The following is a 26,571-nucleotide window of genomic DNA, read 5'->3' as shown; positions in this document are numbered from 1 at the left end:
GAGCTCGAGGTTTGCTGTGGACCCGGCGCGCGGATTCAGCGGTCGAGTTTGCGCAACAGGTCGCGCAGGGTGCGCAGATCCGATTCCGACAGTGCGGCAATCGTTTCCGGTGCGGGATCGTGCGTGGCGAGGGCGTCGGCAACCACCGCGCTGCCGAGTTCGGTGATGGAGACGACCTTCGTGCGCCGGTTGGCCGGATCCACCGAGCGCAGCACGAGGCCGCGGTCCTCGAGATCGTTGACGGTGACCGTGGCCGCGGGCGCGTCCATCGCGGCCGCGGCGGCGAGTTCCTTGACCGTCATCGGTCCGCAGCGCAGCTGGCGCAGGATCTTGATCCGGCTGAACGGCAGTCCCGTGCGCTCGGTGATGGCCCGCTTCCATTTGTCGCGGGTCCCGACCACGTGCAGCAGCATCCGCCACACCTCGTCGGGCGTCGGGACGTCATCCGGCATGGCTGGGAACCTTCTGTTCGAGCAGGTAGGCGACCCCCTGCTGGGAGCGCCGGGCCCAGCCGGTGCTGGCCGAAACGCCCAGCACGATGACACCGACCGCCAGAACGGCCAGGACCCACCACAGGCTCGCACCGGCCAACAGGCCGCACAAGGCCACGCCCAGACTCACCCCGATCTGGCGGCTGGTCGAGGCCACCGCCGAGGCCGCGCCGGCTTGGTCCAGCGGCATACCGCTGACCGCGGCGGTGGTGATCGGGGCGTTGACGGTGCCGAAGCCCATGCCGAACAGGGCGAACATCGGGATCAGTGCCCACACCGGCGTATCGCCGCGCAGCGTGGTCAGCGCGATCGTGGAGATCGCCAGCAGCGTCCCCGCGATCACCAGCGACGGCCGCGTGCCGTAGCGCCCGACCAACCGCCCCGACAGCGGTGAGCACACCAGCATGCCCAGCGCCATCGGCAGATACAGCAGACCCGTGTGCACGGCCGAATAATGCCGTGTGCCTTGCAGATACAGCGAGGCGCTGAACAGGAACGCGCCCAGGCAGGCGAAGGCGCACACCGCGATCATCGTCGCCGAGGCGAAGGGGAAGCTGCGGAAGAAACGCAGATCGATGAACGGTGTGTGATGCCGCCATTCCGCGTAGCAGAACGCGGCCAGGGCGATCGCGGTGCTGACGAGCATGATCGGCTTGTGCTCGATGAGCCCGAAGACCAGCGTGAACATGACCACGATGGCCAGCAGCTGCCCGAGCGGGTCGATGCCGCGCGCCTTGGACGCCTTGGATTCCGGCACGAACAGCGTGGTGAGCACCAGCGCGACCGCGCAGATCGGCAGGTTGATCCAGAACACCGACGGCCAGCCCAGCGCGTCGATGAGCACCCCGCCCACCATCGGCCCCAGCGCCGTGGACACGCCGACCACCGCACCCCAGACGCCGACGGCGCGGGCTCGCTCGACCCGGTCGGTGAAGACCGTGGTGATGATGGACATCGCCACCGGATTCAGCATCGATCCGCCGATGGCCTGCACGAAACGCGCGCCGATCAGCACATTGATGGTGGGTGCGAGGCTGCACAGCAGCGAGCCGGCCGCGAAGATGCTCAGGCCGATGCGGAACATTCGCCGCCGGCCCCACCGGTCGGCGGTCGCGCCCGAGAGCATCAGCAGGCTGGCCAGGGTCAGGGTGTAGATGTCCACGATCCACTGCAACCGCGACAGCGGCGCGTGCATCTGGCCGCGGATGGACGGGATCGCGACGTTGACGATGGTCGAGTCCATCGACGAGATCAGCAGGCTCAGGCAGCACGTCACCAGCACGATGGTCTTGCCGCGCGCGCTCAACCCCGCAACAGTTGTAGGCACACAAGCATTGTGAAACTACAACTGTTCCGGATGCAATCGACGGTCGTGTGGAGTGGATCACCGTGTGGTGTCACGGAGTGAACCAACGGATTGCTGCCTCGTCACGAGGTGCAACATTCGATATGGCGTACTGCGAGTTGAACGCTCGCCCGGTACGTTCGTCGCATGACGATGGACCGGAGTGCGGCGCCGGGCACGGTGACCGCAGAACCCGTGGATGAGGAAGAAGGCTACAAGCGGGGCCTGAACCCGCGCACCGTCCAGATGATCGCGATCGGCGGCGCGATCGGCACCGGCTTGTTCTGGGGCGCCGGTGGCGCCATCCAGCAGGCCGGGCCGGCGCTGATCCTGTGCTACCTCGTGGCGGGTATCGCGATCTTCGTGATCATGCGGGCGCTGGGGGAGTTGCTGACCTACCGACCCGTATCGGGCAGTTTCGCCGAGTACGCGCACGAGTTCCTCGGGCGCTTCGCGGGATTCGTGACCGGCTGGACATACTGGGCGGTGTGGGTGAGCACCTGCATGGCCGAGATCACCGTCGCCGGGAACTACGTCCAGCGCTGGTTCGCGGTGCCGCAGTGGGCGACCGCGCTGGTGGTTCTGGCCGTGCTCTTCGGCGCGAACCTGATCTCGGTCAAGGTGTTCGGCGAGGGTGAGTTCTGGTTCTCGGCGATCAAGATCTTCGCGATCTTGGCGATGATCGTGATTGGCATCGGCGTACTGATCATCGGATTCGGTCATGCGCCGAACCCGTCAGTGACGAATCTGTGGTCCCAGGGCGGTGTCTTCCCGAACGGCCCCTGGCAGGCCCTGCTGGCGCTGCAGATCGTGGTGTTCGCCTACGTCGGCGTGGAACTGGTGGGTGTGACCGCGGGGGAGGCGCGCGAACCCCGCAAGACGCTGCGCAAGGCGATCAACACCCTGCCGCTGCGGATCGGATTGTTCTACGTCGGCGCGCTGGTGATCATCATGTCGGTGCTGAGCTGGACCAACTTCCATTCCGGCGCAAGCCCGTTCGTGGCGGTCTTCGAGAAGGTCGGCATCCCGGGCGCGGCCGACCTGATCAATTTCGTGCTGCTGACCGCGGCGCTGTCCTCGTGCAATTCGGGCATCTACTCCACCGGCCGTATGCTGCGCAGCCTCGCGCAACACGGTGAGGCGCCGCGCGGGCTGGGCGCGCTGAGCAGTCGGCAGGTGCCATACACGGGCATCATGGTCTCCGCGGCGGCGATGGTGATCGGCGTGATCGTCAACGTGATCTCCCCGAAACAGGCGTTCGCCTACATCACCTCGGTCAGCACCATCGGCATCATCGTGGTGTGGGGCGTTATCCTGGTGTGCCACATGGCTTATCGCGCGCGCGTCCGGCGCGGGGAACTTCCGGCCTCGGACTACCGCCTGCCCGGTGCGCCGGTGAGCACCGTGCTGGCCCTGGCTTTCCTCGGACTGGTCGTGGTGCTGCTGTTCTTCACCGACAGCGGTCGCACGGCGATCATCGTCGGCGTGGTGTGGACCGTCCTGGTCTGCGCCGGATATCCGGTGGTGAACAGCCTGGTGCGGCGCCGGGAGCCGTCGGGCGCCTGAGTATGCCGGAACAGGGCCGCCGATTCACGATATGCGCCGGCGGCCCTGCTCTGCTGTCCGCCCGCGTGCGGTGATGGGCATCCCCGCGTAGCCGCGTCGCCCGAAAGCGTTCAGGCAGCGGCGAATTCGTCCCGGTGTGCCCGCGCCCAGTCCCGGAAGGTGCGCGGCGCGCGGCCGGTGATCTCCTCGACGCCGGGATGCACCACCGAGGTGAAGGCCTCGAGCGCGGTGGCGCGCAACGCCATCACCGCATCGGCCATCGCGTCGTCCAGGCCCGCGCCGAGCAGCCCGGCCCGCGCCTGGGACGGCGTGGTCTCCTCGAAGCGCAGCGGCCGGTCCAGCACCTCGGCCAGGATCGAGGTCTGTTCGGCGGGGGAGAGCGGTTCCGGGCCGCTGAGGGTGTGCACGCGCCCGTCGTGGCCGGATCCGGTGAGCACCACGGTCGCCACCGCCGCGATGTCCTCGGGATCGATGACGGCGATCCGCCCCTGCCCGAACGGCGCGCGCACCGTGTTCTGCGTTCGCACCGTTGTGGCCCAGTGCAGGGCGTTGGACATGAAACCCAAGGGCCGCAACATGGTCCATGCCACCCCGCTCGCGCGGACCGCCTGTTCCCCGGCGCGATGCCAGGCCGGGATCGGATCGTCGGCGGCCGGGTCACCGGTGCGGCCCGAGGACAGTTTCACGATGTGGCCGACCCCGGCGTCGGCGGCGGCTCGCGCCAGGTTGGCATCGTGCTCGGCCAGATCCGGCCCGGCGGTCAGCAGGAATACCCGATCCACTCCGGCCATGACCCCGCCGAGACTGCGCGGATCGGCCGGGTCGCCGCGCACGACGTCCACGTCCTCGGGCAGGGCCGCGGTTCGCGGACGCCGCGTCAGCGCGCGCACCGGCACGCCCGCGGCCAGCAGATGATCGACCACCGCCCGTCCCACGGTGCCGGTCGCTCCGGTCACGAGAATCATGGGGAACTCCTGTTCGCTAGCGATGACGGGTACGTCCCGCCCCGCGATCAGCCTGCCGACACTCGCAGGCGGCGGTCCAGGCCGAAGGCCGCGCGAGAGCGGATCCGCCGTATTCCGCTCGGGCGCATGCCGGGCCCGCCTTCGGACCGCGGAGGATCGCGCGAATCCGCCGATCCGCCATGCCGGTTCGAAGCCTGCCCTGGCGATCAGCCCATGACGCTGCCGGTGCCGATCGATAGATAGGCGAGCGTCACGACCATCAGGAACCAGCCCGCCCCCTGCCAGATGGGCCAGGCGCGGTGCCTGCGCCAGATGCGGTAGGTGGTGACGAACGCGCCGAGCGTGCCGATGACCAGCACCAGACCCGGACCGCCGAGGATGGCTCCCTGCGAGGCCCCGTCGCAGAAGGTGCGCGCGGACTGCGCACAACTCTCCCGGCGGCTCGCCCACTCGTCGATCGCCAGGAACAGCAGTGCCGCGACGATCAGCACTCCCACGCAGTACCCGACCGCCCGCCGGTACATCCCCGGGTCGTGCCAGCGTTTCTCGACGTCGTCGACCATGATCACGCACCTCCTCGGGCTGTTGGATCGCCGGACCGTGCGTATTCCAGTGTCGTTCATCCCGCCGAATGAGCACCGCGGCGGGCCTCCTCCCGCGGGCCGGTCGCCGGTGGCGCGTCCTAGGATGGCCGGATGAGCGTCCAGCGGCTGCACGTCGTCCCCTCCCGGTTCGCGGTCGAATACGTCGCCGGGGCAACGTTTCCCGAGGACGACGAGTGGATCGCGCTGGTGCGGGCGCCGGAGGGCCTGACCGTGGTCCGCGATGCGCCGCCGTGGGCCGAAGGAGAGGTCTGGATCGGCCTGTACGGCGACCCCGGCAAGTACGGCCGGGACACCACCATGCCCGCGGCGGTCGTCGGACCGCTGAGCGAGGCCGGCATCCCGGTCTTCGTGACCTCCACGTACCACGCGGACCTGGTCCTGGTGCCCGAACACCGACTCGGCGAGGCCAAGGACGCGCTGGCACAGGCAGGACACCGCGTCGACGGCTGAAAGGCTTGGCGCACAGCGTTTTCGCGACGGCCGCCGCGGGGGGCTCTCAGTCGAGGGCGGTCAGTTCGTCGAAGGCCTGCCGCAGCAGGTCGCAGTAGACGTCCAGATCCGTGACGATCGCCGGATCGCAGGCCACCGAGACCGCGAAGACCTCACCCGCACCCACGAACGAGTGCGCCAGCGCGATGTCCGGGTACACCGGAGGCAGCATGCCGGCGAATCGAAATCGGCTGTCCAGCAACGACAGTGCGGTGTCCGAATCGCATCTGATACTTGTCAGAATGGTATGCGCCGGTGCGAGCGGAGCCGGATCCGCGGGCGGCAGCGTGCCGAACTTCGCCCGGTAGATGCGGCTGGGCAGGCGGTCGATCAGCTCCAGCCGGGCCAGTTCGCGCGGACTCGAGGCCGATCCGCGGCGAGCGCGCAGGGAGGCGTCCACCGCGCGGGCACGCGCGGCGGTGTCCGGCTCGCCGGGATGCAGGTCCACCACGTCGGCGCCGATCCGGTTGACCCCCAGCACCCGCACACCGGGGATCGCGATCGTGACGAAGGCCGAGAGGTCCTCCGGGCACGGGAGCGTGTGCTTCTCGAAATAGCGTTGCAGCGCAAGGGATATCGCGGTCAATCCGGCCGAGGTGACGGTGATGCCGGGGGCGCGCACCGACGCGAGTTCCAGCGGGACCGTGCGCAGGGCGCGGTCCGCGCCGATGCGCTGATTCAGCACCGTCCTGGTGCGCGCGGAGATCACCGGCCAGTCGTCCTGTCCCTCGGGTACGGACCACCGGTTCAGAGCGCGGGCTCCGGCCATGAAACGCACTGTGCGCCAAGGTATCCGCACCGCATCGGCCAGGGCGGCGGGCCACATCCGCGGACGTCGCGCGGCGGCCGGCTGCCCGTCGATCCGCACCGGCGCGGGGTCGGCCGCGAACAGCGCCTCGCCCAGCGAGGTCATCGACGGGCCCGCCATCAGCGCATGGCTGGTGTGCACCATCACGACGGTGCCGGCCCCGGTCAGCGTCTCGATGCCGGTTACCCCGGGGAAGACGTGCAGGCGCCAGGCGCATATCCGCGCGTCCAGCGGTTCGGTCAGCACCTGCGCCATCCGGTCCTGGCACGCGGCCCAGTCCAGACCCTCGGGGTGCGTGACGATATGACTCTCGATCGAGCTGTCATCGATACCCCAGAACGGGTGCGTGAGCCCGCCCGGCGCCTCGTGGACGCGCCGCCGCAGCGGCTCCAGCGCCGCCGCACGCGCACCGAAGTACGCCGTGACCTGCGCACCGGTCGGCGCCGGGGCATCGCCACTGTCGAACACCCACCACATCGGCCAGTCGGTCGCCCGCCCCGACCGCGCCAGATAGTAGAAGGCCGCGTCATTGGCCATCAGCTGTGATTCGCGCATCCGCTGCTCTCGTCGATCGTCGATTTTCTGGCACTGTAGCGTCTGCGCGGCCGGGGAGTGCCGGGAGTACGGCGGTCGCCCCGCCTGTCACGGGCGGGTCACGCCGTTCGGTCAGCTGCTGCCGAACAAGCCGTTGCCGCCGTAACCATCACCGCCGTACCCGTCGCCGCCGTACCCGTCGCCGTAGCTATTTCCGCCGTAGCCGTACCCGTTGCCGCCATAATCGTTGCCGCCGTAGCCATATCCGTTGCCGTAGCTATTACCGCCGTACCCGTAGCCATTACCGCCGCCATACCCATTGCCCCAGCTATTGCCGTTGCCGTGGCCCGGACCATAGCCGCCGTGGTGGTCGGTGCGTGCGACTTCGGGACCTGGCGCTGCGGCGGCGATGGCGGGAGAGGCCGCCATTACCGGAACAGCTGCCGCGGCGGCCACCAGGGCGACCTCGGCGAGTAATCGTAATGCGGTGATTCGGCGCGAATTCTCGGTCATCGTCATTACCTTCTTCCGGCGAGATCTCCTTCCGGCCGGTTATGCCGTGGGGTCATGACTCGCCATTGTGTCGAATTGGTCGACCCCCGACATGGACAATATTAGACTTACCCGGCGCCGCGATGCCGGATAAAAGCTGAGAATTTATCGTTCGCCGACACGGTGCCGGGCGAGGTCGATTCGCCGGCTCGGCACAGGTCTCCGACCGGCCCCGACCAGCCGCCAGTCGGGGGAGGACCGTCAGGACCGAGTTCGTGCGGGAGCGTCGGATGCCCGGACGAGTCTCTCGGACATAGTTGTGGCGATGAAGTGGGGAATGGCCGGGGCGAAGAGTTTCAAATAGCAGTCCATCCATTCTCGGCGGGCGTTGAGGAACGGGAAATCGGTCGGGACCATATGGCGGATCGCGAGCAACGGCAGGGGTGAGTCGAGAGCTGGGAAGTCCGGGTTGTGCAGCCCCGCGACGGTGCAGCCCGGATAGAACTGTCCGAGCATCAGACCTTGTGCGACGAACCGGGATTTCTGGTCGCGTTGCACGAATTCGATATCGGTGTATTCGGTGAGGTCCGGGAACACCGCGAGGACGGCTTTGAGTCTGGAATCGGGCTCGTTCCGCGGTGGCAGGCCGGGGAACAGGTCGTACAGGTCGTCGATGATCGCGGTGATGAGGTCGCGGTCGATATCCCTCCCCGGGATGAATGCTGCCCACAGGAATCGCTGTGCGACAGCGTGGCTGGTGTACGGGCAGACCGGGCCCGGCCGGCCGAGGTCGGGGTGGGGCCGGCAGAGGTATTCGAGCGTCCACCGGCGCAGTTCGGCAGCGCGAGCAGGCAGATCCGTACCCGTTGTCTCCTCGGCGAACAGGTTGGCAGGTTCGACGCCGGAACGTGTTCCGACGATTCGGTCGGTGATCATGATCGGCTCGTCCTTGCTGGGCTGAGTGAGTCTGTGGAAGTGGTGCGGGTCGACCGGAAGTGCTCAGTGAGCACGAAACCTATGGCGCGCAGCGAATCCGGCTCGGTCATCCGTTCGTGCTGGACCGGAATCCGGTGTTCGGCAATGCGTCCGGTGACGAATTCGCTCCACGCGCGAGCCGGAGCGGTGACGTCCTCGGCGCGGCGGTCCGCGGCGTTGAAGTAGATCAGATCGCCGTCGAACAGAGCTGGTCGATGGTTCCAGGTGAGCTCGACCAGCCGGGAGTAGTCGTGTTGCAACCTGATCAGATGCTCGGCGGTCACGCCGGTGAACAGACCGCCTTGCCGGTGCAGCAATTCGACGGCGGCCTCGATCGTCGGCTCGGCCGGGCCGTCCGCGACGGCGAAGCCGCCGAACTCCGCGAGCATCGTCGCCACCGAGGGGGTGGGCGTGCGGAAACTGTCGGCGGTGACGACACGGGTATCCATCATCGCCAGGGTGGCCACGGATTCGCCCTCGTAACGGAGCCGCACGGCGATCGCGTGCGCGATGGTGCCGCCGAGCGAGTAGCCGAGCAAGTGGTAGGGGCCGTGCGGTTGGACCGACCGGATCTCCCGCACGTAGCGCGTCGCCAGTTGATCGAGTGTGTCGAACCGGACGGCAGGGTCGGTCAGCGCGGGAGACTGTAGCCCGCAGACGGGACGATCCGGATCGAGATACCGCACGAGTCCGCTGAAACCCCAGGCCAATCCGATCGCCGGATGGATACAGAACAGAGGCGCGTCGGCGCCACCGGTCCGCAGCGGCAGCACGACCGCCAGCGCCTCGGCAAGATCCTGCTCGGCGAAGTCCCGCTCGCCGGGGCCGTCGCGGCGGCTCTCGACACGGCGGGCCAGTGCACGCGGTGTGGGATCGGTGAAGAGCCACTGCAGCGGCACGGTGACGCCGGTCGACTCGGCCAGGCGCGCCACCAGGCGGGTGGCGGCCAGCGAGTTGCCGCCCAGATCGAAGAAGCCGTCGTCCGCTCCGGTCCGTTCGATCTCCAGTATCCGGGTGAAGGCGTCGCAGATGGCGGCCTCGAGCGGAGTGGACGGAGGCCGGAACCGAGACTGCCGCCGCGGATCGGGTGCGGGCAGGGCGTTGTGATCGAGTTTGCCGGTGCTGGTGAGCGGCAGCCGGTCCAGCGTGACGATGGTCGTGGGAACCATGTAGGCGGGCAACCGGGTCGCCAGGTGCGCGATCAGCGACGCGGCGTCGGGGGTGGTGTCCCGAGCGGGTACCACGTAGCCGGTGAGCTGGTCGGTGCCGTCGGGCCGACGGTGGACCGCGACGGCGGCCCGGGCGACGTCCGGATGAGTGCACAGCGTGGTTTCGATATCGCCGGGCTCGACGCGCTGGCCGTTGACCTCGAGCTGCAGGTCGCTGCGTCCCACGAAACGCAAACGCCGATCGGTGGTCCAGGCGACCAGATCGCCGGTGCGGTACATGCGGGTCCCGGCCGGTCCGTACGGGTCGGAGACGAACCGGGCCGCGGTGAACGCGGGTCGCCGGTGGTAGCCGCGGGCGATGCCCGGTCCGGACAGATACAGTTCGCCGGTCACTCCGGGCGGGACCGGGCGCAGCCGGCGGTCGAGCACCACCGCGCGGAAGCCGCGAGCCGGGCCGCCGATCGGCAGCGGACCGTCGGCGGGGCTGGTCAGGGGGGTGTCGCGGCAGCTCAGAACGGTGGTCTCGGTGGCCCCGTAGCTGTTGATCAGTGTGCGGCCGGGTGCCCATCGGTTCGCCAGCTCCGGCGGACAAGTCTCGCCTCCGAGGATCACCGTGTGCAGGCTGTCGAGTCCGCCGGGAGGCAGCGAGGCCAGCACGGCCGGAGTGAAGGCGGCATGGGTGACGCCGGCGGCGTCGATCCGTTCGGCCAGTTCGCCGCCGGCGACGACATGCGCCGGAGCGAGCACCAGCGTGGCTCCGGCAGCGGTGGCGGTGAGCCATTCCAGGACCGACACGTCGAAGCTCGGTGCGGCCGCGGACAGCATTCGAGACGCCGCGGTGAGGCCGAACCGTTCCCGCGCTTCGGCGGCCAGATTCGCGATCCCGGCGTGGGTCACGACGACCCCCTTGGGGACGCCGGTGGAGCCCGAGGTGTAGGTCAGGTAGGCGGGATGCTCCGGCCGCAGCGCGGCGGTGCGCTCGCGATCGTCGATCGCGGCGGCCGATGCCGATGCCGCCTCCGTGGTGAATCCGGGACTGTCGAGGACGAGCCAGAAGGTGTTGTCCGGCAGCTGGTTTCGATGGGCGCGGGCCGTCAGCCCGGCGATCGCGCCGGCGTCGGCGAGAATGCTGGTGATCCGGTCTCGAGGCTGGGCGGGGTCGATCCGGACGAACGCGGCCCCGGTCTTGGCCACCGCCCAGACGGCGATCACGGCGTCGATGCAGCGCGGTAACGCCACGGCCACAAGCGATTCCGGTCCTGCTCCGGCCTCGATCAGTACCCGGGCCCACCGGTTCGAGGTCTCGTCGAGTTCGCGGTAGGACAGCGTTTCGCCGTCGCAGACCACCGCGTCCGCGTCCGATCTCGCCGAGGCCGCCAGCACCTGCGGCAGCATCACCGTCGCCGCGTCGGGATCACCGCGAACGGGAACCAGTGCGGCCAGCTCATCGGCCGAGAGCAACCGCACTCGCTGCAGCGGGGTATCGATATCCTCGGCGATGGCGTCGAGTACGCGCAGCACCCGGCGCGCGAGAGCTTCGATCTCGTTGTGCGGGAACAGTTCCGGCAGATACTTGAAGGTCAGCTCCAGCCGGTCGCCGAGGTGCACGATCAGACCCAGCGGGTAGTGCGCGGCCTCTCGGCCGTTTATCTCCAGCACGTGCATCCCGGCGATATCGGTGTCCTGCGACAACCCGCTCGTGTCGGCCGGGTACGACTCGACGACGGCCACGGTGTCGAAGACCGCGCCGGATCCGGCCGCCTGCTGGATCCGGGCGAGTCCGAGGTGGTTGTGATCGAGCAGCGCGGTCTGCTCGGTGCGGATGCGCCGGAGCAGCTCAGCCAGGCTTTCGCCGTAGTCGAGACGGACCCGGACGGGCACGGTGTTGACGAACAGTCCGATCATCGATTCGACGCCGGGAATCTGTGGCGGACGGCCCGACACGGTGGTGCCGAATACGACGTCGTCGCGTCCGGTCGCGTCGGCGAGCACGATCGCCCAGGCAGCTTCGATGACGGTGTTGAGTGTGGTCTCCTGCCGGCGGGCGAGGGCGGTCAGCGCCGCGGTGCGGCGTTCGCTCAGCTGCGCACGGACATCCCGGGCGTCGGTGCGGCGGCCGCCATGATTCGTGCGGGCCAGCAGCGTCGGCTCGGTGATGCCCTCCAGGGCCCGCGCCCACGCGGTTTGCGCCGCCTGCTGATCCTGGGTTTTCAGCCACGCCAGATAGTCGCGGTAGGGACGCACGGGGCCCAGTGCGCCGAGGTCGCTGTCGGTGGCGTAGAGGATCAGCAGTTCCCGGAGCAGCAGCGGGGTGGACCAGCCGTCGATGAGAATGTGGTGCATGCTCAGCAGCAGTCTGTGCCGTTCCGCGGACGTGCTGACCAGTGTCAGCCGCAGCAGGGGCGGCACGGTCGTGTCGACCTGCCGGTCGGCCGCCATCAGCTCGTCGAGTGCGGCGGCGGCGTCCTCGCTCTCGGTCAGGTCGATCGCCGTGAACGGCGTGTCGACATGCGAGTGCACCACCTGGAACGGCTCGCCGTCGACGTCGCGCACGAACGCGGCCCGCAAATTCGGGTGCCGGCCGACGAGCGTCCGCGCGGCGCGGCCGAAACGGTCCGAGTCCACCCGCCCGCCGAGTTCGACGCAGAGTTGCACGATGTAGTCGGCACGGCTTCCGTCGGCGAGTTCGGTGTGGAACAGCAGCCCCGCTTGCAGCGGCGTGAGTGGCCAGATGTCCTGCAGCGCAGGGTATTCGGCCTCGAGCCGGTCGATCGCGGTCTGGTCGAGGTCGACCAGGTCCACATCCGACGGCGTCAGCCCGCCGGCTCCGGGCCGCGCCGCGTGCCCGGCCAGGGCCGTCACCGCGTCGCGCCACAGTTCCGCGAGGCCGGTGACTTCCGCGGAGTTGATCGGGCCGGACGGGTAGTCCCAGGCCGCGGTCAGGGCGGGGCCGTCGGGTGTGTCCACGGTGACGGCGTTGACGCCGAGCAGAGCCGCTACCGGGGCGTCGGGGTGCTGGACGGTGCCGCCGTCGGCCTCGCCACCGGCGGGCATCCACCCGCTCTCGCGCAGCGCGCCCGCAATGGTGTCGAACCGGCCGAGATAGTTGAAACTCAGCTGGGGGACGGGCAGCGCGCTCAGGATGCGGGCGGTCTCCGGGTTGAGATGGCGCAGCAGTCCGTAGCCGATGCCGTGGCGCGGGACCGCGCGGAGTTGTTCCTTGACCGATTTGACGACCGCCCCCGCGGCAGCGCCGCCCGCGAACGCGTCCTCGACATCGATACCGGACAGGTCGAGCCGCACCGGGTACGTCGTGGTGAACCAGCCCACGGTCCGGGTGAGATCGGCGCCGGGCAGGACCGTGTCGTGGCGGCCGTGACTTTCGAGGGTCAGCAGCGCCCCGGCGATGTCCTGGCCGTGCCGGTGGCGCCATCGGGTCAGGGCCAGTGCGAGTGCGGCGATCAGGGCATCCTCCACATTGCCGCGGAACACCTGCGGCAGCGTGGTGAGTACGGCACGGGTCGTATCGGTGGGCAGTGTCACCCGCACGGTGGCGACGGTGGACTGCCGGTCCACTGCCGGGTCGAGCGGGCGCGTCCCGATCGGCGGGTCGGTGGCGGCGAGCGTGGCACGCCACCGGTCGAGTTCGCCGGGGTCCGCCGCCGCCGTGTCCAGGGCGTGCGCCCAGCGGCGCATCGACGTCCCCACGGCCGCGAGCCGCGGTTGCTGCCCCGCACCGACCTGGGCTCCGGCGATGGCGAGATCGGGAACCAGGATTCGCCACGAGACTCCGTCGACCACCAGGTGATGCGCGACCACCAGCAGTCGCCCGGGCCGCTCGGCGCAGTCCAGCCAGACCAGTTGCACCACGACTCCCGCCGCGGGATCGAGGCGCTCGGCGGCCGACCGTGCCTCGCGGTCGGCGATCGCGGCGAACGCGCTGCTGTCCGGCGACTCGTCCACCGGCACCCGCCGGACGAGTCCCGCGGCGGAAACACCGGCCGGTTGCACCTGCAGGGCCCAGCCGGACGGATGCGCGGGCTCGGGCCGCAGCCGCGCCCGCAGCATGTCGTGGCGGTCGATCACCGCTTGCACGGTCGCCGCGATCGCGATCCGGTCGATGCCGGCCGGCAGCGTGAGCAGCACCCACTGGCAGAAGCGGTCGAAACCGCCGCGCTCGAGCATCCAGCACATGATCGGTGTCAACGGCATCGACCCCACGCCGCCGCCGGGCAGTTCTTCGGGAAGTGCCGCCACCGCGGCGCTTTCGGGGACCGCGAGCCGGGCCAGACCGGCAATCGTCTTGCCCTCGAACACGTCTCGCACCGAGAACACCAGCCCCGCCGCCCGGGCCCGGGTGACCAACTGGATCGACATGATGCTGTCCCCGCCCAGGGCGAAGAACGAATCGTCGAGTCCGATCGTGTCGACCCCCAGAACACCGGCGAACAGCTCGGCCAACGTCGTCTCGGTCTCGGTGACCGGTGCGCGGAATTCGCTTCGGCCCGTGCCGAAGTCGGGCTCGGGCAGCGCGGCGCGATCGAGTTTGCCCGTCTCGGTCACCGGCAGCGCGTCGAGCACCAGGACGATCGCCGGCACCATGTGCGGAGCCAACCGCTGCCCGGCGAACGCGAGTACCGCGGCCGGATCGAGGTCGGCGCCGGGCTCGGGCGCCACATAGCCGACCAGCCGATCGCCGGTGGCCGGACTCCGGCGCACGACCGCCACCGCGCGTGCCACCCCCGCACACGCCAGCAAGGCCGCCTCGACCTCGCCGAGCTCGATGCGGAAGCCGTGCAGTTTGACCTGGAAGTCCGTCCGGCCCACATAGTCGAGGGTCGGACCGCCCTGTGGCGACCGCAGCCATCGCACCAGGTCCCCGGTGCGGAACATGCGCTGCCCGCGGTCCGCGAACGGGTCGGCGACGAACCGCGACGCGGTCAGGCTCGTCCGGTTGCGATAGCCGCGCGCCAGGCCCGGACCGGTCAGGTACAGCTCCCCGACGACTCCCAGCGGCACCGGGCGCAACCACGCGTCGAGCACGACCTCCTGGACGCCACGAATCGGCCCGCCGATCGTCGCGGCCTCACCCGGCGCCAGCGGCGTACCGGCATCGGTCTGGATCGTTGCCTCCGCCGGGCCGTAGGTGTTGAACAGCTTCCGGCCCGGAGCCCACTGCGCCACCAGGTGCGGCGGCGGCGTCTCGCCGCCGATCACGACCGTCCCCAGGTTCCCGAGCCCGGCCGGGGCGACCGTGTCCAGGGCCGTGGGAGTCAGCGCCGCGTGGGTCACCGAGTGCTGCGAAATGACCTGTGCCAGTTCGGTTCCGCCGAGGACCGCCGACGGCGCGATCACCAGTGCTCCGCCCGAGGTGAACGCCCAGAGCAGTTCCAGGACAGCGACATCGAAGCTCGGCGACGCGGCGTGCAGAACTCGCGCGTCCACCCCGATCCCGAACCGGGAGCGTTGCTCGGCCACCAGATTCGCCAGCCCTCGGTGCGGGACGACCACGCCCTTCGGCGCGCCTGTCGACCCCGAGGTGTAGATCACGTAGACGGCGTCATCGATCCGGACCGGCCGATCTCGCTCGGCATCGGTCACCGCGATCGCCGGGCAGTCCGACCCCTCCGCCTCGACCGCCGGATCGTCCAGGACCAGCCAGCGCACCGAGCCGGGCAGCCGATTCCGCCACTCCGACAACGTGATTCCGGTCGCCGCGCCCGAGTCGGTGAGCATGTGCCGGACCCGGTCCTCCGGGTTGCGCGGATCCACCGGGACGAATGCCGCCCCCGACTTCGTCACCGCCCACACCGCCAGCACCGACTCGTACGAGCGCGGCAACGCGATCGCGACGCTGGTCTCCGGCCCGGCGCCGCGACGAATAAGCAATCGCGCCAATCGGTTCGACTCCGCGTCGAGCTCGCCGTACGTCCACTGCCGGTTCCCGAACACCACCGCGATCGCGTCCGGATCCCGGGATACCGTGGCCGCGAACAACTCCGGCAGAACCTGCTCGGGGACCGGGGGAGGGCCCGACCTCGGCGCGAACTCGCGATATTCCTCCGGCGTGAGCAGGTCGAGCCGGGCCGGCGGCAGGTCCGGGTCCGCCGCGACGGCGTCGAGAATGCCCAGGAGCCGCCGCAGGATCGCGGCTGTCGTGTCGTGATCGAAGAACCGGGGCAGGTATTTGATCTCGAGGTGCAGCCGGGTGTCGAGGCGCCCGACCACGCCCAGCGGGTAGTGCGCCGCGTCGACGCCCACCACGTCGACCAGTCGCATGCCCGCGATGTCGGTGTCCTCGCTCACCCCGTGGCGATCGATCGGGAAGGACTCGAACACCGTGATCGTGTCGAACACCGCCCCGGGCCCGGCCACCCGCTCGATCTCGGCCAGGCCGACGAACTGGTGATCGAGCAGCGCGGCCTGCTCCGCCTGGACCCGGTCGAGCAACTGTCCGAGGGTCTCGGTGGTGTCGAGACGAACACGCACCGGAACCGTGTTGATGAACAGACCGATCATCGATTCGACATCCGCGATCTGCGGGGGCCGTCCGGACACGACGGCGCCGAAAGTCACATCCTTCCGGGATGTCAACGCGCCCAACACGATCGCCCACGCCACCTGGATCACGGTGTTGAGCGTGACGCCGCGGGACCGTGCGCGGGCGCTCAGCGCCGCGGTCTGCTCCTCGGTGAGTTCGCCTGCGACATCCCGTGATTCGGTGTCGCGGCGACCGGAATCGGCCGCGGCCACGAGGGTAGGCTCGTCGGCGCCGCCGAACGCACGGGCCCAGGCATCGAGTGCCGCCCCCGTGTCCTGCCGGCCGACCCAGGCCAGGAAGTCCCGGTAGGGGCGCACGGGTGGCAGGGACGCCACGTCGCCATCGGCGGCGTACAGAACCAGCAGCTCCTTCAGCAGCAGCGGTGTCGACCAGCCGTCGAGCACCAGGTGATGATCGGTCAGCACCAGCCGGTACCGCTCCGGTCCGATCGTGACCAGCATCCAGCGCAGCAGCGGGGCACGCGCCGGATCGAACCGGGCGGTGCGGTCCGCGGCCAGCAGCAGCTCCCACTCGCGTTCGAGCGCGCTCTCCTCCAGCCCGGACAGATCCAGCTCCGACCAGGGAGCCTCCGCCTCGTCGTCGACCACCTGCACCGGTCCGGCGCCGGCATCGGTGACGAAGGCGGTGCGCAGGTTCGCGTGCCGGGCGAGCAGCAGGCGTGCGGCTCGGTGCAGCCGCCGTGCGTCGACCCGGCCGCGCAGTTCCAGGACCAGCTGTGTGAGGTAGGTGTCCACCGACTGCTCGGACACCAGCGCGTGGAACAGCAGGCCCTGTTGCAAGGGGGCCAGCGGCCAGACATCGCTCAGCGCCGGATACCGGTCCTCGAGCTTTTCGATTTCGGTCTGGCCGAGTTCGATCAGGTCCAGATCCGATGGCGTGTGGCCCCCGCTCCCGGTGCGGCGGACGTGTTCCGCCAAGGCGGTCAGCATCCGGCGCCATGAATGCGCCATCTCGCGCACCTGGTGGGCGGTGAGCACGCCGGCGGGATATGTCCAGGTCGTTCGCAGTCGCGATCCGGTCGGTTCGTCGAGGACGACGGCGTGGACGCCGAGCACCGCCGGCACCGGCATATCCGGATCCGTGGTAGCGCCGAGCCCGTCCGCACCCCCGCCCTCGCCGATCGGCACCGGGGTCCACGCCGCCGCCGGCATCTGCTCGGCGGTACCCTCGGCGCGCCCGGCATAGCCGAACGCGATCTGCGGCGGCGCGCTCGCGAGAATCGGTGCGGTGCCCTCGTTGAGATACCGCAACAAGCCGTAGCCGATTCCGTGGTCCGGCACGGCTCGCAGCTGTTCCTTGACCGACTTCAGCGCGGCGCCCATCGCCGGCCCGCCCGCGTCGTCCAGGTCGATGTCCGAAAGTGCAAGGCGCAGTGGGAAATTCGTGTCGAACCAGCCGACCGTCCGGGTCAGGTCCGAGCCCGGGACCACATCCGCCGCACGGCCGTGCCCGCCGAGCCGGATCACGATCTCCGCCGGCGGTCCGGTGGTGGTTGCCGTGTCGCGCTCGCGCCGCCACCCGATCATCGTCACCGCCAGGGCGGCCAGCAGCCCGTCCTCGACACCGCTGTGGAAAGCCGCGGGCACCTGGGTCAGCAGCGCCTCGGTCACCTCGGAGTCGACATCGAGCCGGATCGTCCGGGCCGTCGCGACCGTATCGATCGCGGGGTCGAGCGGCCGCGACCCGATCAACGGATCGTCCCCGGCCGCCATCGCCTGCCACAGCGGGAGTTCCGCGGCCCGTTCCGCACTGTGGGCCGCCTCGACCAGCCCGTACGCCCACCGCCGCATCGACGTCCCGGTCGGGGCCAGATCGGGTGGCCGGCCGGATTCGATCCGCGCCCACGCGGCCGCGAGGTCCGCCGCCAGTACCCGCCAGGAGTTCCGATCGATCGCCGTCCGGTGGACCACGACCAGCATCGCGCCCTGCTGCGCGGTGTCCGCCGGATCGAACCAGACCAGCTGCGCCACGATCCCGGCGGCAGGATCGAGCCGATCCGCGGCGGCATCCACCTCGGCCGCCGCCAGTGCGTGCAACTCGCCGCGGCTCGGCCGCCCTGCCACCGGCACTCGTACCAGAACGTCGTAGGATCGAATCGTGCCGACCGGCAGCACATCCCATGTCCAGTACCCGTCTGCGCTCCGGCCGAGTCGCGCGCGCAACATGTCGTGCCGGTCGAGTACCGCCTGTACGGCCTCGGCGAGCCGGCGCCGGTCGATCCCGGGCGGCAGATCCAGTGACATCGTCTGCGAGAGGCGGGCGAATCCGGGCCCCGCCCGCTCGAGCAACCAGCGCATGATCGGTGTCAGCGCCAACGGGCCCACCCCCGCGCCGGGCAGTTCCGCCGGCAGGGACAACGCCGCGGCGCTGTCCCGGATCGCGGCCTGGGCCAGTCCGGCAACCGTCTTGCGCTCGAACACATCTCGCGGCGAGAACACCACACCCGCCGCCTTGGCCCGCGTCACCAGCTGGATCGACATGATGCTGTCGCCGCCGAGAGCGAAGAAGGAGTCGTCGATGCCGACGGTGTCGATGCCCAGCACAGCGGCGAACTCGTCGGCGATGAGGTGTTCGATCGGAGTTCGAGGTGGCCGGTACGGTGTGTCGTCGGCGAATACCGGATCGGGCAGTGCCCCGCGATCGAGCTTGCCCGAGGACGTCAACGGAATCCGCTCCAGCACCACGATCGCCGCCGGGACCATGTACGAGGGCACGCGACCGGCCAGATGGTCGGTCAACGCTCGGGTATCGACCGAATGCCCCGGCGCGGCAACGACATACGACACCAGCGCCTGAGCCCCCGATTCGGCGTGACAACCGATCGTTACGGCATGACGGACCGTCTCGTGACCGGCGAGCACCGAATCGATCTCACCCGGCTCGACCCGAAGCCCCCGGATCTTGACCTGGAAATCGGACCGGCCCAGATACTCGATCGCACCACTGGGCGACCAGCGGACCACATCACCGGTCCGGTACATCCGCTCACCCGGCAACCATCGACACGCGAGGAAACGTTCCGCGGTCGAACCCGGCCGGTGGTGGTACCCACGAGCCAATAATCCACCCGCAACGTACAATTCACCGGCCACGCCGACCGGCACCGGCTCCAATCGCCCGTCGAGTATCCACGCCGAGACGCCGCGGATCGGGTGCCCGATCGTGACCGGTTGCCCCGAGACCATGGCAGAGGTCAGCGTCGCGGTGACGGTGGCCTCGGTCGGCCCGTAGGAGTTCAACAGCTTCCGGTTGCCGCCCCACTGCTCGACCAGCTCGGTGCCGGTGTGCTCGCCCCCGACGATCAGACGGCCCAGATCCGGTAGCGGCCAACGGGTCCGGTCGATCGTGGACAGGGTCGAGGGGGTCAGACATGCCAGGCCGACGTGTTCGCGGTCCAGGAGTTCGGCGAGGTCGTCGCCCACCACGCTGTCACCGGCCGCGACGATCATCGTCGCGCCGGAGCGCAGCGCCAACAGTAGCTCCAGGACGAAGACGTCGAAGCTCGGCGAAGCCAGTTGCAGTGTGCGGGTGCGGGGTTCGCTTCCCGTGTCGATGCCCAGCGTGGCGATGTGTTCGATCGCGCAGTTCTGCAGTCCTCGATGGGTCACCGCGACGCCCTTGGGCACTCCGGTCGATCCGGAGGTGTAGATGACGTAGGCGACGTCGTCGACGCGCAATGGACGCGTCCGATCGCCGTCGGCGACCGGCCCGGCATCGCCCTGGTCCAGGATGTCCGGTGTCAACCAGTCGATTTCGCCCTCGGGGAGCCGGGCACGCGCGGATGCCACCGTCAGCCCGACGGCCGCCCTCGAATCGGCGAGCAGGTAGCCGACGCGTTCGACCGGATTGTTCGGATCGATCGGCACGAACGCGGCGCCCGCCTTGGCCACCGCCCACACCGCCGGCACCGTATCCGCCGAACGCGGCATGCCGATCACAACGACATCCTCCGGACCGATGCCCCGCTCGATCAGCTGCCGGGCCCATCGGTTCGACCGCTGGTCCAACTCGCGGTAACTCCATCGCCGTCCCTCGAACACGACCGCCGGCGCATCGGGGGCGGATTCGACTGCTGCGGAGAGGAATTCGGGCAGGGTGACCGGGTCCGCCGGAGACGGGCCGTGCCGGGTCAGCAGATCGGCTCGCTCGGCGGGTTCGAGCACCTCGATCGCCCCGACCGCGATCGCCGGGTCGGCGGCGACCGATTCGAGGATCCGGATCCAGCGGCGCGCGAGAGAGTCGATCGTCCCGGCGTCGAATAGATCGGTGGCGAAGGTGACAGCGACGGTCATATCGCCGCTGTCGTGGTCCTGTGCGAGCACGAATTGCAGGTCGAAGCGCGACGCCTGCACGGGTAGGTCGACCACCGACAGGTCCAGGCCGGGCAGTCCGAGCGTCACCGGCTCCAGGTTGTGGAACGCCAGCATCACCTGGAACAGCGGATGGCGAGCCTGGGACCGATGCGTCACGAGCCGGTCCACCACCTGCTCGAACGGGACATCGGCGTGGTCGAAAGCCTCGAGGTCGATGTGCCGGATCCGGTCGAGCAGGTCGGCGAAGGATTCGTGCGGATCGACCTCGGTGCGCAACGCCAGTGTGTTGACGAACATTCCGACCATGTCGTCCAGCGCGGCGACCCCGCGTCCCGCGACGGGGGTGCCGATCGGGATGTCGGTGCTGCCGCTCATGCGGGCGAGCAGGACCGCCAATCCCGCGTGGATCGCCATGAACAACGACGAATTATGTTGCCGGGCAATGGCTTCCAAAGCGCGTACGGTGTCCGAACGCACGGTGTAGCTCGCGGTGGCGCCCCGGTTGGACATCACGGCCGGGCGCGGCCTGTCGAACGGCAGGCGAAGCTCTTCGGCAACTCCGCTCAGCGTTCGCGTCCAGAAGCGAATCTGCTGGGCGCACAGTGATTCCGGTTCGTCCGGCGCGCCCAGCACAGCTCGCTGCCACAGCGCGTAGTCCGCGTATTGAACCGGCAGCGGAGTCCACGACGGGGCCGCGCCGCGCAGACGGGCGGAATAGGCCGCCGCGACGTCCCGGGCCAGCGGCGTCATCGAGAAGCCGTCCGCGGCGATGTGATGTACCACCACGGCCAGCACATGCTCCTGCGCGCCGGCCGTGCGGAACAGCCGGGCGCGCACCGGCGGCCGGACGCTCACGTCGAAGCCTTCGGTGACGAATTCGGTCAGCGCCGCGACCAACCGGTCCGGCGGGACCGACTCCAGAGGCAGTTCGCGGTCCACCGCCTCGACGGGTTCGATCAGTTGGATGAGCGTTCCGTCGTGATCCGGGTACCGGGTTCGCAGGGATTCGTGCCGGTCCAGCACGTCGATCATGGCCGCTCGCAGCGCCTCGACGTGCAACTCTCCGCGCAGCCGGATGACGATCGGCACGTTGTACGCGCCCGAGCCGGGGTCGTACTGGTTGAAGAACCACATCCGCTGCTGGGCCGGGGCCAGCGGAATGAGATCGGGACGCGGCCGGGCGATCAGCGGCGGGCGTCGTCGCCCGGTACCGGAGCGGCTGTCGATGCGAGCCGCGAGGGCAGCGACCGTGGACGCCTCGAACAGCAATCGGACCGGGACATCGGTATCCAGCGCGGCCCCGATTCGCGCGGCGATGCGGGTCGCGGTCAGGCTGTCTCCGCCGAGGGCGAAGAACGAATCGTCGACGCCCACCGTGTCGACACCCAGAGTGTGCGCGAAACACCCGGCAACGATCTGCTCGGTCGCGGTCTCCGGCGCCCGGTACGGTAGGTCGCCATCGAACACCGGCTGCGGCAACGCCCGGCGATCCACCTTGCCCGCCGGTGTCAACGGAATGCGATCCAACGCCATGATCGACGCCGGAACCATGTACGCCGGCAACCGATCGCCCAGATACTTGCCCAACATCGCGGTATCGATCGAATGATCCGGTGCGGCAACAACATACGAAACCAGCGACGGTGCCCCCGAATCCCCGCGAAAACCGATGGTCACCGCGCGTTGCACGGCCGCGTGAGCCGTCAGAGCCGCATCGATCTCGCCCAGCTCGATCCGCAGACCTCGAATCTTCACCTGGAAGTCCGATCGGCCCAGATGCTCGACCGTGCCGGCGGCAGTCCATCGAACCACGTCTCCGGTCCGGTACATCCGCTCACCCGGCGCCCACGGACACGCGACGAAGCGCTCCGCCGTCAGTCCCGGCCGGCCGCGATACCCGCGGGCGAGCGATCGCCCCGCCACGTACAGCTCACCCGCGACACCGGCCGGCACCGGCTCCAACCGCTGATCCAGAATCCATTCCGCCACACCGCGAATCGGACCACCGATCGTCACCGGATCATCCTCCGCGAGCGGGAGGCTGTGGTTCGTCATGATCGTGGTCTCGGTGGGGCCGTAGGCGTTGATCAGCGAACGACCGTCGGCGGCCCAGCGCCGCACCAGCTCCGGCGGGCACGCGTCACCGGCCGTGACGACGACGCGCAGCGCGTCCAGACCGGCCGGATCCATCGACAGCAATGCGGCCGGTGTGACCACCGCATGCGTCACCCGTTCGCGGCGCAGCAGCTCGGCCAGTTCGGCGCCGGCGTAGCTGCCGGGGGAGGCGATCACCATCGTCGCCCCGGCGCCCGCTGCCAGGAGCAACTCCCAGACCGAGGCGTCGAAGCTCGGCGATGCGACGTGCAGAGTCCGCGAAAGTGCTGTTGTCCCATAGCGTTCCCGCTGTTCGTCGCGGAGTGCGGCCAGCCCCGCATGTGTCACCGCCACGCCCTTGGGCACACCGGTGGAGCCCGAGGTGTAGATCAGATACGCCGGATGCTCCGGGCGAAGCACGGTGGTCCGGTCCCGGTCGGAGATCGGCCGGGTATCCGGGGACTCGTCGAGTTCGTCGGCCGGCAGCCAATCGATTCCGTCCGGCAGTCGCGCACGCGCGGATGCCACCGTCACGCCCACGACCGCACCGGAATCGGCCACCATGTGAGCTTTCCGCTCGCCCGGATAGCCCGGATCGATCGGCACGAAAGCCGCTCCCGACTTCGCCACCGCCCAGACGGCCGTCACCGAATCCAGGCTTCGCGGAATACCCACCGCGACAACGTCTTCCGGGCCCACAGCGTGCCGGAGGAGTAACCGGGCCAACCGGTTCGAACGCTCGTCCAACTCGCGGTAACTCAGTGACCGCCCCTCGAACACGACCGCCGGTGCGTCCGGATTCCGCCGCACCGCCTCGGCCAGCAGATCCGGCAATGTCATCGTCACGGTGCTGCCTGGATCGCCCGAGCGCGACACCAGATCGGCCCGCTCGGCGGGCTCGAGCACCTCGATCGCGCCGACCGCAATCGCCGGGTCGGCGGCCAGCGATTCGAGTATCCGGTTCCATCGCCGGGCCAGAGAGTCGATCGTCGCGGCCTCGAACAGGTCGGCGGCATAGGTGATCGTGGTTGTCACCGCACCGGTGTCGTGCTCTGCCGACAGTTCGAATCGCAGGTCCGCGCAGGATATTTCGCAGGAGTGCCCGGCAGCCGGGGATTCCAGGCGCACCATCCCCGGTTCGAGCGGGTCCGGGGTCCCCGAGGTCAGCATGACTCGGGGTGGCCGGGCCACTGCCTGTTCGACCGGGATATCGGCGTGGTCGAATGCTTCGAGGTCGAGGCGCCGGATGCTGTCGAGCAGGTCGGCGCAGGATTCTCGGAGGTCCATCCGGCTTCGCAGCACGAGCGGGCCGACGAATACTCCGTCCATGCCGTCGAGTCGCGCCGTGCCGCGGCGTGCGACGGGTGTGCCGATCGGAATGTCGGTGGTGCCGCTCATTCGAGCGAGCAGGATCGACAATGCGGCGTGAATCGTCGTGAACAGTGAGCAATCGTGCTCTCGCGCCAGGTCTTCCAACGCCCGCGGCAGTCCGGCACGCAACGGGTAGCGGGCAGTGGCGCCCCGATTCGACGTCAGCGCCGGCCGCGCCCGGCCCGACGGAAGGTCGAGGGCCTCGGGAAGGTCCGCGAGTGCCGAGCGCCAGTACATCTGGTTCTCGCGGCGACGGCGGATCCGGGCGCCGAGCGCGGCGCTGCTGGGATGGATGTGCCCGAGCCCGGTGTCCGGAGCCGCAGCGGCGAATTCGTCGACGAACTCGGCGAATCGCGCGCAGTGTCCCGACAGCTCCGAGTCGGTGTAGAGGCGGGGATTGGCCATCAATTGCAGGATCGTTCGCGGCGGATCCCCGGTCTGGTACATGTCGACCAGCAGATCCTCGACCGGACCGGAGCTGAGGATGTGGAATTCCCCTGTCACCGAACCGAATTGGATCCGCTGCGGGAAAAGCATGACGTTCACCACCGGTCCCGCGAACCGCCGCTGCGTTACCGGGGTCCCGGTGGCGGCACGGATGTCGGCGAGGCCGAACCGCTGGTGCCGCAGCACACCCACCAGATCGGACTGCACCCGCCGCGCGAGCGTGGCGACCGTGTCCCCGACGTCCAGGACGATCGGCAGCGGTACGACATTGACGAATACGCCCCCGGAACGCCGCAGTACGGCGGTCGTGCGACCCGACACGGGGATGTTGACCAGAACCTCGTCACGGCCCGTCCGGCGGGCCGAGTAGCAGCCGAATGCGGCGACCACGACCGCGACCGGGCTCGCTGCCAGTGCCTGTGCCGAACGATCGATCCGCTCCATCGTCGTCGCCGGCAGTTCGGTGACGGCGACGACGCTGTCCGCGCCGGCGGGCACGCTCGCGGCGGCCAGGCTGAACTCCGTACGGACGCCGGCGAGTCTGTTCACCCAATATTGCTGATCATCGGTGAACCGCTTCGACCCCCGGTAACTGCGGTCGGCCTCGTAGAGAGTGCGGATATCCGCGGCCCGGCTGGGCTCGGGCTCGCGGCCCTGCACCGCCGCCGTGTACAGCGCCGCGATCCGATTCACGATCATCATCGCGCCGTAGCCGTCCAGTGCGACGTGGTGGCTCCGGCAATACAGCAGATAATGCCGATCCCCGACTTGCACGATCGCCGTGGCGACCAATCGGTCGCGAGTCATCACCAGCGGTGCGGTGTACTCCCGTCGCATCCACTCCAACGCCGCCGCGACGGGGTCCGGCGCGGCCCGCACATCGATCACCGGTCCCGCCGACTTCAGTGACGGGTCGTACAGCTGGTAGGGCGCACCATCGGTCTCGACAAGTCGTAGATATCCCGATTGGAACTCCTGGCCGGCTCGAATCGCTGCCTCGCGCAGCAGATCTATCTCGAGATCACCTCGGAACTCGATGTACTGCGCCTCTGATATGGGCACATCCGGACTGAATTTCTGCGCCAGCCAAAATCCCTGCTGCCCGGCAGAGAGCGCTATCGGCTGTATGGCTGACAGGTCCGGCTCGGTAATTTCGCTCGATCCCGGGGTGGAGTCGAGCGGGAGTCGCGGAACGGTCATTGTTTCCTTCTAACCCCGACCGCCCACAGTATAAGCAGAAGATTGCATCGGTGTACATCGCCGTACGCCGGAATATTTTTCCGGTGGTCGCGATCTATTGGTGACTTTCGTCTTCCGACGAGACGACTATATGCCCTTTTCATCCGGCATTCGCACCGCCGGTTTCCGGGCCGATATTTTCGATTTCCTCGACCATTAATTTATACCTGTTCGGTGAACCGGCGTCCACTTGTCCCGGTGCCGGAAGTCCTACGCCAGATGGCGATCTATCGATTGCGTCGTTCCAGGAAACGCTGCACGCGGTCGCGGTGCACCGCGGACCAGGCTTGGACCCGGACTGCCCACCAGGGCGCGACGGCACGGGGTCGCGCGGTGACCGCGTACGCGATGAGGTCGGAGGCTTCCTCGACGGTCAACGCGGCGATGTGCCGGAAGTCGGTCGGTGCGCTCATTCTGGTGTGTACCAACGGCATGTAGACCGAAGTGGTGGTGACGTCGTCGCCGGCGATTTCGGCGGCGATGCTGCGCAACCAGACGTCGAAGGCCGCCTTCGATGCGCCGTACGCCGACCAGCGCGGACTCGGCGGCATGAGCACGCCCCAGGTGGAGACGTTCACGATATGTCCCTGCTTGCGTGCGCACATATGCGGCAACAGCGTCAGCAGCAGCCGAACCGGGCCGAGATAATTGACGTCGATAGTGCGGGTGAAATCGTGGAAACGGTCGTAGGACTCGGCGATGGGCCGCCGAATCGACTTTCCCGCATTGCTGATCACCATATCGATATGCCCGTATTCGGCCAGCAGTGTCCGGCCCAGTCGATCGACCGCGGCCATATCGGTCAGATCGGCCGGGTACGCGCGGGCCGTGCCGCCGCCGGCTGTTATGTCTGTGGCCAGTTGTTCCAGTTCGGGACCGGAACGCGCTACCAGCATCACCACCGCCCCCGCTGCGGCGAGTTTGCGGGCAGTGGCCTTGCCGATACCGTGCGAGGCGCCGGTTACCAGTACCGTCCTGCCGGCGACGGCCGCGCGCAGCGCCTTGTCGCTCGGCCGGAATGTCGGGTAGAACAGCCGGATCGCCACCCGCTGGGTGAGCGACCGCTCACGACGTGTGACCGGCGTCTCGTCCACAACTGTCGACTG

At 69.1% G+C, this 26,571-nt stretch carries 11 protein-coding genes; 2 read left to right on the top strand and 9 right to left on the bottom strand.

The window, feature by feature from the left end; translation table 11 throughout:
• Positions 1–35 precede the first annotated feature (35 nt).
• Complete coding sequence (locus tag AC5WS7_RS10610) at positions 36–452, bottom strand: MarR family winged helix-turn-helix transcriptional regulator (RefSeq protein ID WP_495954245.1); 417 nt, start codon at positions 450–452, stop codon at positions 36–38.
• On the bottom strand, positions 442–1,818 hold the full coding sequence (locus AC5WS7_RS10605) for an MFS transporter (RefSeq protein ID WP_495954244.1): 1,377 nt from the start codon (positions 1,816–1,818) through the stop codon (positions 442–444). Before AC5WS7_RS10605 ends, AC5WS7_RS10610 begins: the two co-directional genes overlap by 11 nt.
• A gap of 165 nt (positions 1,819–1,983) precedes the next feature.
• On the opposite strand from AC5WS7_RS10605, the gene AC5WS7_RS10600 reads away from it, so the two are divergent.
• Entirely contained in the window at positions 1,984–3,402 is a 1,419-nt protein-coding gene (locus tag AC5WS7_RS10600) for an amino acid permease (RefSeq protein ID WP_495954243.1), read from the top strand.
• A gap of 110 nt (positions 3,403–3,512) precedes the next feature.
• On the opposite strand, the gene AC5WS7_RS10595 is transcribed toward AC5WS7_RS10600, so the two are convergent.
• Together AC5WS7_RS10595 and AC5WS7_RS10590 are read right to left on the bottom strand one after the other, a co-directional pair.
• A complete protein-coding gene (locus AC5WS7_RS10595) occupies positions 3,513–4,367 on the bottom strand; it encodes an NAD(P)H-binding protein (RefSeq protein WP_495954242.1) in 855 nt (284 codons plus the stop codon).
• Positions 4,368–4,573: 206 nt separating this feature from the next.
• The gene (locus AC5WS7_RS10590; protein ID WP_495954241.1) at positions 4,574–4,930 is read right to left on the bottom strand and encodes a hypothetical protein; all 357 of its coding nucleotides are present in this window, start codon (positions 4,928–4,930) and stop codon (positions 4,574–4,576) included.
• A 132-nt stretch (positions 4,931–5,062) separates the two neighbouring features.
• On the opposite strand from AC5WS7_RS10590, the gene AC5WS7_RS10585 reads away from it, so the two are divergent.
• Complete coding sequence (locus AC5WS7_RS10585; protein ID WP_495954240.1) at positions 5,063–5,422, top strand: ACT domain-containing protein; 360 nt, start codon at positions 5,063–5,065, stop codon at positions 5,420–5,422.
• Positions 5,423–5,468: 46 nt separating this feature from the next.
• On the opposite strand, the gene AC5WS7_RS10580 is transcribed toward AC5WS7_RS10585, so the two are convergent.
• From AC5WS7_RS10580 to AC5WS7_RS10560, 5 genes are all read right to left on the bottom strand, one after another.
• Positions 5,469–6,824 carry a wax ester/triacylglycerol synthase domain-containing protein gene (locus AC5WS7_RS10580; RefSeq protein WP_495954239.1) on the bottom strand — a complete coding sequence of 452 codons (1,356 nt, stop codon included), beginning with the start codon at positions 6,822–6,824 and terminating at the stop codon, positions 5,469–5,471.
• Positions 6,825–6,935: 111 nt separating this feature from the next.
• A complete protein-coding gene (locus tag AC5WS7_RS10575; protein ID WP_495954238.1) occupies positions 6,936–7,316 on the bottom strand; it encodes a hypothetical protein in 381 nt (126 codons plus the stop codon).
• Positions 7,317–7,556: 240 nt separating this feature from the next.
• Positions 7,557–8,231 (bottom strand): DUF6875 domain-containing protein, encoded by a 675-nt coding sequence (locus tag AC5WS7_RS10570; RefSeq protein ID WP_495954237.1) that lies wholly within the window; start codon positions 8,229–8,231, stop codon positions 7,557–7,559.
• Positions 8,228–25,426 carry an amino acid adenylation domain-containing protein gene (locus AC5WS7_RS10565; protein WP_495954236.1) on the bottom strand — a complete coding sequence of 5,733 codons (17,199 nt, stop codon included), beginning with the start codon at positions 25,424–25,426 and terminating at the stop codon, positions 8,228–8,230. Before AC5WS7_RS10565 ends, AC5WS7_RS10570 begins: the two co-directional genes overlap by 4 nt.
• Positions 25,427–25,692: 266 nt before the next feature.
• Positions 25,693–26,559 (bottom strand): SDR family NAD(P)-dependent oxidoreductase, encoded by an 867-nt coding sequence (locus AC5WS7_RS10560; protein WP_495954235.1) that lies wholly within the window; start codon positions 26,557–26,559, stop codon positions 25,693–25,695.
• Positions 26,560–26,571: the final 12 nt, after the last annotated feature.

The sequence above is a fragment of the Nocardia sp. PLKS1-43 genome (assembly GCF_059510335.1).
Note: the sequence above shows the minus strand (reverse complement) of the source record. Positions and strands in the feature narration are given on the sequence as shown.

Excerpts from the sequence above, each read along its gene's own strand:
- AC5WS7_RS10580 (WP_495954239.1), bottom strand. The coding sequence starts at position 6,824 with ATGCGCGAATCACAGCTGATGGCCAATGACGCGGCCTTCTACTATCTG.
- AC5WS7_RS10590 (WP_495954241.1), bottom strand. The coding sequence starts at position 4,930 with ATGGTCGACGACGTCGAGAAACGCTGGCACGACCCGGGGATGTACCGG.
- AC5WS7_RS10600 (WP_495954243.1), top strand. The coding sequence starts at position 1,984 with ATGACGATGGACCGGAGTGCGGCGCCGGGCACGGTGACCGCAGAACCC.
- AC5WS7_RS10585 (WP_495954240.1), top strand. The coding sequence starts at position 5,063 with ATGAGCGTCCAGCGGCTGCACGTCGTCCCCTCCCGGTTCGCGGTCGAA.
- AC5WS7_RS10595 (WP_495954242.1), bottom strand. The coding sequence starts at position 4,367 with ATGATTCTCGTGACCGGAGCGACCGGCACCGTGGGACGGGCGGTGGTC.
- AC5WS7_RS10610 (WP_495954245.1), bottom strand. The coding sequence starts at position 452 with ATGCCGGATGACGTCCCGACGCCCGACGAGGTGTGGCGGATGCTGCTG.
- AC5WS7_RS10575 (WP_495954238.1), bottom strand. The coding sequence starts at position 7,316 with ATGACCGAGAATTCGCGCCGAATCACCGCATTACGATTACTCGCCGAG.
- AC5WS7_RS10565 (WP_495954236.1), bottom strand. The coding sequence starts at position 25,426 with ATGACCGTTCCGCGACTCCCGCTCGACTCCACCCCGGGATCGAGCGAA.
- AC5WS7_RS10570 (WP_495954237.1), bottom strand. The coding sequence starts at position 8,231 with ATGATCACCGACCGAATCGTCGGAACACGTTCCGGCGTCGAACCTGCC.